Origin of the sequence: Kitasatospora sp. NPDC057500 (assembly GCF_042802195.1) — a bacterium.
GTDB lineage: Bacteria > Actinomycetota > Actinomycetes > Streptomycetales > Streptomycetaceae > Kitasatospora.
In genome coordinates this window covers 1-6,983 of record NZ_JBHVER010000299.1, presented here as the reverse complement: position 1 = coordinate 6,983, position 6,983 = coordinate 1, and the positions used below count along the sequence as shown (strand labels likewise).

General features: G+C 76.7%; 3 protein-coding genes. 1 reads left to right on the top strand and 2 read right to left on the bottom strand.

Features of this window, described 5'->3' with window-relative positions:
- Positions 1-133: 133 nt before the first annotated feature.
- Entirely contained in the window at positions 134-2,935 is a 2,802-nt protein-coding gene (locus ACFU74_RS34925) for an AAA family ATPase (RefSeq protein ID WP_380764162.1), read from the top strand.
- 10 nt (positions 2,936-2,945) lie between these two features.
- On the opposite strand, the gene ACFU74_RS34920 is transcribed toward ACFU74_RS34925, so the two are convergent.
- Both ACFU74_RS34920 and ACFU74_RS34915 read right to left on the bottom strand, forming a co-directional pair.
- A complete protein-coding gene (locus tag ACFU74_RS34920) occupies positions 2,946-3,824 on the bottom strand; it encodes an alpha/beta hydrolase (RefSeq protein ID WP_380764161.1) in 879 nt (292 codons plus the stop codon).
- 171 nt (positions 3,825-3,995) lie between these two features.
- Complete coding sequence (locus ACFU74_RS34915; RefSeq protein WP_380764160.1) at positions 3,996-6,716, bottom strand: AAA family ATPase; 2,721 nt, start codon at positions 6,714-6,716, stop codon at positions 3,996-3,998.
- Positions 6,717-6,983: the final 267 nt, after the last annotated feature.

The following is a 6,983-nucleotide window of genomic DNA, read 5'->3' as shown; positions in this document are numbered from 1 at the left end:
GGTACCGGACCCTGGCCACCCCCGGGCCCGGGTACCGGCCAGGGTCCGGTACCGGCTCGACGGGCCCGTGATCCCGGGATCGTGACCGGTGGACGCGCACCGGTGTGCGCGACGTCGGGAGGGAAGAGCGGGCATGGGATTCATCGGCACGACGATGGTGGGCCGCGCGGACGAGCAGGCGCGGCTGGCGGCGTTCGTACGGTCCGCCACCGGCCGGGCGCTGGTCCTGCGCGGGGAGACCGGGGTCGGCAAGAGTTCGCTGCTCCGCCACGCCGCCGCGCTGGCGGAGCGGGAGGGACACGCGGTCGTCCGGGCCTCCGGCGTCGAGGCGGAGTCCGACCTGCCCTACGCCGGACTGCACCAGGTCCTCCATCCGCTGCTCGCCGATGTCGCAGGGCTGGACGACGGGACCAGGGCGGTGTTCGACGCCGTGTTCGGCGGGGCGCAGGGCGATCCGCCGTCGGTCATGGCGCTCGGCATCGCCGTCCTGAACCTGCTGTCGCTCCCCGCCCACGCGCAGCGGCCGCTGCTGCTGGTCCTCGACGACGGGCAGTGGCTGGACGATTCCAGTGCGGACGTCTGCGGCTTCGTGGGCCGACGCCTGAGCGGCGGGCCGGTGAAGCTGCTGGTCGCGGTCCGCACCGACCTCGCCTCGCGCTTCGACACCGCCACGCTGCCCGAACTTCCGGTCGCCGCCCTCACCGACGAGGACGCGGCCCGCCTGCTGGACCGGCGCCACCCGGACCTCGACCGGCGGACCCGCCGCATCGTTCTGGAGCAGGCGCAGGGCAACCCGCTGGCCCTGCTGGAGTTGCCCGCCCACTTCGCCGGGCGGCCCGACGGCCTCCCGGCCGACGACCTCGGCGGCCTCCTCGGCCGGCACGGCGTACCGCTGCCCCGGCGGCTTCAGCGGTTGTTCGGCGCCCGCATCGCCGACCTCGACGAGCGGCTGCGGGCCGAACTGCTCATGGGCGCGCTCGACGGCGCCGGGACCGCGAGCGATGCCGACGCCGTCCCCGGCACCCGCTACGCCATGCGCGACGCCGACCCGGCGGTGGCCGCCGGGCTGCTGGAGGTGGCGGCCACCGGCGAGTTCGTCTTCCGCCACCCGCTGGTGCGTTCCGCCGTCGTACGGATGGCCACGCCCAACCAGCGCCGCGCCGCGCATCTGGCACTGGCCCGCGTCCACCGGGAGAACCTCGAACGCCGGGCGACGCACCTGGCGGCGGCGACGGTCGACCCCGACGAGGAGGTCGCCGACGTCCTGGAGGCCGCGGCAGGGTCGGCGACCCGGCGCGGCGGCGCGCTGGCGGCGGTGGCCTGGCTCACCCGGGCCGCCGAGCTCAGCGAGAACCGCACCCACCGGTCGCGGCGGCTGTCGGACGCGGCCTTCGTCGCCGGTCACGCCGCCCGTCTGGGCCAGGCGCACCGGCTGGTCCGCGCGGACCTCGCGTCCGGCTCGACGGAGTCGCCGGCCGCGGTGCTGGCGGCCTCCTACCAGGCGCTCTACCAGGACGGGGACGTCCGCTCCACCCATCGGCAGGTCTCGGCCGCGATCGAGCGGCTGCGGGACGACGGAACCGCCCGGCCCACCGCCGGCGGGACCGAGCGGGAGGACGTCCTCACCCGGCTGGTGAACCTCCTCCTGGCGATCAGCCAGTACGCCGGGGACCGCGCGGCCTGGGAGCGGACGCACGAACTCCTCGCCTCCCTGGGCGATCTCGTCACCGAACGCTCGCGCCTCTACAGCGGCACCTGGAGCGATGTGACCAGGCACGGAGCCGACTGGGCCGGGCCGGTGCGGGACGCCGCCGCGAACCTGCCGGGCCTGGAGCCCTGGCACGTCACGCGGTTGGGCGCGTCCGCGTACCACCTCGACATCCTGGGCCACTACCGGCCGCACCTGCAGCGCGTGGTGGACCGTGAGCTGGAGACCGGGGCCGTGGCCACCGGCATGGTGATGCTGCACCAGATCGTGCTCGACCGGATGGCGGTCGGCGAATGGGCCGAGGCCGAGGACACCGGTCGGCGCGGCCTGGACCTGGCCGCCGAGCACGGCCACCATCTGTTCGCCGCCCAGAGCCGCGCATACCTGGCCCAACTCGCGGCGCTGCGAGGGGATTTCGGGCGGGCACGGGACCTCCAGGCCGAGGTGGACGCCTGGGCCCGGCCGCGCGGACTGGGGTTCCTGACCCAGGTCGCCGACTCCGCCGGCGCCACCGCCGCCCTGGGCGCCGGCGACTACGAGGCCGCGTACCTCTACGCCATCGGCATCACCCGGCCGGGCACGTTCCGGCCCTACGCGTACCAGGCCTCCCGCACCCTGCTCGACCTGGTCGAGGCCGCCCGGCACACCGGACGCGTCGAGCAGGCCCGGGCGCACGCCCTCGCCGCCCGCGACGCCGGCCTGCCGGACGTGTCACCGCGCCTCGGACTGATCACCTACGGCGCGCTGGCGATGACCGCCGGGAGCGAGCGGGAGGCCGCCGAGATGTTCGCCCGGGCCGAAGCCCAGCCGGACGCCGCCCGGTTCCCGTTCGAGCTCGCCCGGATCCGGCTGGCGCACGGCGTCCGGGTGCGCCACGTCCGGGGCCCAGCGGCGGCGCGGCAGCACCTGGTCCCGGCGGCCGAGGCGTTCGAACGGCTGGGAGCCGCCGGCTGGAGGGAGCGGGCACGGGCCGAACTGCGCGCCGCCGGCGCCCCGCCCCGCGCCTCGGCGCTGAGCCTGGCCTCGCTGACCTGGCAGGAGCGCCGCGTCGCCGATCTGGCCGCCGGCGGCCTGACCAACAAGGAGATCGGCGAGCGGATGCACCTGTCGCCGCGCACCGTCAGCTCGCACCTCTACCGGGTCTTCCCCAAGCTGGGCATCACGGCCCGGGCGGCGCTGCGCGACGCGCTGAACCGCGCCGAGGAGGTGTCGCGGGCGCAGGCCTGATGCGCAACGCTCAGTCCCGTGCCGCGCCCACGGCCTCGACGCCGTTGGCGGCCAGCCAGGCGAGGACGTGGTCGGCGACCGAGCGCCAGCCGCTGTCGAACACCAGGGAGTGCCCCCGGTCGACGAACTGCTTCAGGCCGGTCACGGCGGAGGAGTCGCCGTAGAGCTTGTAGACCGCGCGGGTCACGGCGTCCGGGACCATCCGGTCCTCCTGACCGGACACCAGCAGGAGCGGCCCGCGCGCCGAGTTGGCCGTGTCCACCACGGTGCCGCCCGACCCGGTGCCGGTCGACCCGCTACCACCCGACCCGGTGCCGGCCGACCCGGTGCCGTCGAGGCCGAGGTCCGCGAGCAGCCGGAACGGCGCCGGGACGGCGTACCGGTCGAAGAGCCTCGCGGACTCCGCCTCACCGACCGCGTTGGCGACGACGTGCCGGAACCGGGTCCGGGGCAGCGGCTCGCAGGACGGGTACCGGATCGAGCCGGCCGGCAGCGGCGACCAGAGCCGGGGACGGGGCCAGGGCCGGGGCCGGTCCCGGTCGTCCAGCGGCACACCGCCGGCCGGCAGCGGTGCGATGGCGACCGCCGCCCGGGCGTGGCCGGCGCCGAGGAGGTGCTGGGCGACGAGGCCGCCGGCCGAGTGCCCGACGAGGACCGGCGGCCGGTCGAAGGAACGCACGATCCGCTCGTAGTGCGCGGTGAGTTCGGCGAGCCCGAGGTCGCGCAGCGGGCCGGGATCGCGGCGGACCAGGTCGGCGGTGTCGGCCTCGCCCGGCCAGGCCGGGACGGAGACCGCGTAGCCGTGCGCGGTGAACCGTTCGGCCCAGCCCGCCCAGGAGGACAGGTGGAACCACGCACCGTGGATGAGGACGACGGGGGTTTGCTTCACGGTCGGACCTTCCGGTTGCACACGACGAACCGCCGGCGCGGCGGCGCTCCATCGAGGATCGCCAGGCGGTGGCGCGCCGGGAACAGTCGGATGACTGCAGACGAAGGTGACCGTCACCGTACGGTGCGCCGGTGCGGCCCCCGGGCGCGGATGACCCCGGCGGCCCCGGGCTCATCGGTCGGGGAGCGCTCCGACGATGTCGCGACGCGAGGAGATCCCCAACTTGGCGAAGACCTTGCGCAGATGCCACTCCACCGTGCGCGGGCTGAGGAACAGCTGCGCGCCGATCTCCGCGTTCGGGTGCCCGGTGGCCGCGAGCCGGGCGATCTGCGCCTCCTGCGGGGTGAGGACCGGCGCGCCGACGGTCCGCCTGCGGACGGTCTCACCGGTGGCCAGCAGCTCCCGCCGGGCCCGCTCGGCGAACGCCTCCATGCCCATCGCCGCGGCCGCCTCGTACGCCGCGCGCAGCTCGGTGCGGGCCTGGGCCCGCCGGTTCTGGCGGCGCAGCCACTCGCCGAGCAGCAGCCTGGCCCGGGTCTCGAAGACGCCGAGCGGGCCCCGGCCGAAGTGGTCGACGGCCTCCCGGTAGTGGTCCTCGGCCCGCTCGGGCGCCCCGGTCAGGGCGTCGGCGACCGCCAGCGCGCCGAGCGCCCAGGGCGTGCCGGCCCGGCCCCAGTCGGCCAGCCGCTCGCGCGCCCGCGCCGCCACCGCCCGGTCGCCGACCCGGGTCGCGGCCTCGACCAGCTCGCTGCACGTCCAGTTGTGGACGACCAGGTCGTGGTACTCCCCTCCCCCGAGCGCCGCCTCCATGGCGAGCGGATAGTTGCCCAGGCCGTTGTTGAGGACGGCCCGCGCGCACGCCGCCATGCCGGTGAGCCGACCGAGGCCCCGCTGCTCGCCGTCCCGCTCCATCGCCTCGATCAGGTCCAGGGCCGGACGCTCCCGCCCCCGGTACGCGCTGATCAGGACGGTCGAGACCATGCGCGTCGCCACACCCGCGGCCTCCTCGACGGCCGCGGCCTCGGCCAGCAGGTCCTCGGCCTCGGCGAAGCGCCCCGCGTAGCCGAGTGAGGCCGCCCGGTAGGGCAGCGCCGTCGAGAGGACCGACAGCGCGCCCGTCGTCCGGGCGAAGCGGACCGCCCGCTCGGTGATCTCCAGCCAGGCGCCGAGATCGCCCAGCTCCACGGCGGCGTTGGCAGCCGGCCACAGCACGGCCAGGTCCCCGTCGTCGGTGAGGGAGCGCACCGCCCGCGCCAGCAGCGGGAAGGCGGCGACCGGGCCGTCCGTGGTCCAGGTGACCAGGGCACGGAGGAAGACTCCCGCCGTCTCGTCGCCCGGCGGCAGGTCGCGCGCCGCCTCGGCGACCCGCCGCCGGCCGCCTTCGTCGTGCCGGCCGGCCCAGATGGCCGCGCCGAACGCCGCGAGGTAGGTCTCCCGGGCGGCGGCCGGATCGAGGTCCCTGAGCCGGCCCGCCGCGTCGAGCAGCGGCCGCACCGCGCCCAGCCCCGGACCGGTCATCGACGAGGCCTTGGCCCGCAGGCGGCTGGCGTTGGCCTGTTGCAGCGGGTCCAGCGGCCCGAGTTCGGCGGCGGCGAGCAGGTCGGGCACCCGGGCCGGTACGCCCGCCGCGACGTACGCCCCCGCGGCCGCCAGGGCGCGCCGTGCCCGCTCCTCCGGGCTGGGCGTCAGCGCGGCGGCCCGTTCCAGGAAGGAGGCGGCGGCCGCCCGGCCGCCGCGCGCCAGCGCCCGGTCGGCGGAGCGCTCCAGCGTGGCGGCGACCTGCTCGTCCGGGCCGACCGCGGCGTGGGCCAGGTGCCAGGCCCGCCGGTCGGGGTCGCGCCCGGCGTCGGTCGCCTCGGCCAGCGCCCGGTGCGCGGCACGCACTGCGGCGGCGTCCGCGCCGCGCCAGACGGCCGACCGCACCAGCGGGTGCCGGAACCGCACCGGGGCGCCCAGCGTGATCAGGTTCGCGGTCTCGGCCGGTGCCGCGGCCTCGAAGCCGATGCCCAGCAGGCGCAGCGCGTGCCACAGCAGCGGCCCGTCGCCGACCGGTTCGACCGCCGCGACCAGCAGCAGGGCGCGCGTGTCGGCCGGCAGTGCCTCGACGCGCCGGCGGAAGCCCTCCTCCACCCTGGTGGCCACCGGTCCCGCGCCGGGCCCTCCGAAGCCGAACGCCAGCTCCGCCGGTGACAGCCCCCGGGGCAGCTCCAGCAGGGCGAGCGGGTTCCCGCCGGTCTCGGCGACGATCCGGTCCCGCACCCGGGCGTCGACCGGCCCCGGCAGCACGCTGTCGAGCAGCGACCGGGCGTCGTCGTCGGCCAGCCCCCGCAGCGGAAGGTCCGGCAGACCGGCGAACCCCTCCTCCGGCTGCCCGTCGGCGACCCGCTCCGCGAACACCAGCGCCACCGATTCCGCGTCCAGCCGGCGCCCGACGAACGTCAGGATCCGCTGGGACATCAGGTCCAGCCACTGCGCGTCGTCGACCAGGCACACCAGTGGGGACTCGGCCGCGGCCTCGGCGAACAGACCGAGGACCGCCATCCCGACCAGCAGCATCTCGGGCGGATTCCCCGCGCTCAGGCCGAACGCGACGCGCAGCGCGTCCTGCTGCACGGGCGGCAGCCGGTCGAGGTGCGGCAGCAGCGGGGCGCACAGGCGCTGCAGGGCCGAGTAGGCGAAGTCGGACTCGGCCTCCACACCGGCCGCCCGCACGGTCTGCAACGGCGCCGCGCGCCCGGCCAGGTGGTCGAGCAGCGCCGACTTCCCGACCCCCGCCTCACCCCGCAGGACCAGCACCCGGCTACGCCCACCACGCACCTCGCGCAGCAGGCGCTCCAGCGCCTCCAGCTCCCGGTTCCGCCCGAGCAGCTGGTGCTTCGCGTGTTGCGGCATGTCCCCTCCGACCCCTCCGACACGAGTTCCCTCCCGGAGGAGCTGCGCCCATCCTACGAACAGCCAACCCGGTGAGCTGCACGGATTCCCCCGCCGCCCGCCACCGGAAGCGGGCGCTTCACAGGTGTGCGCGGATGCTCCGATGGCCGGATCGAGATGGTTCCGACTCGAACGCCCGGTGCGACGATGACGACGGGTCAGGTCGGGCGGCACCCGGGCCGAACCGGCCGCCGGCCGCCGCTCGCCCCCGCGCGGTGAGCCTGCGGG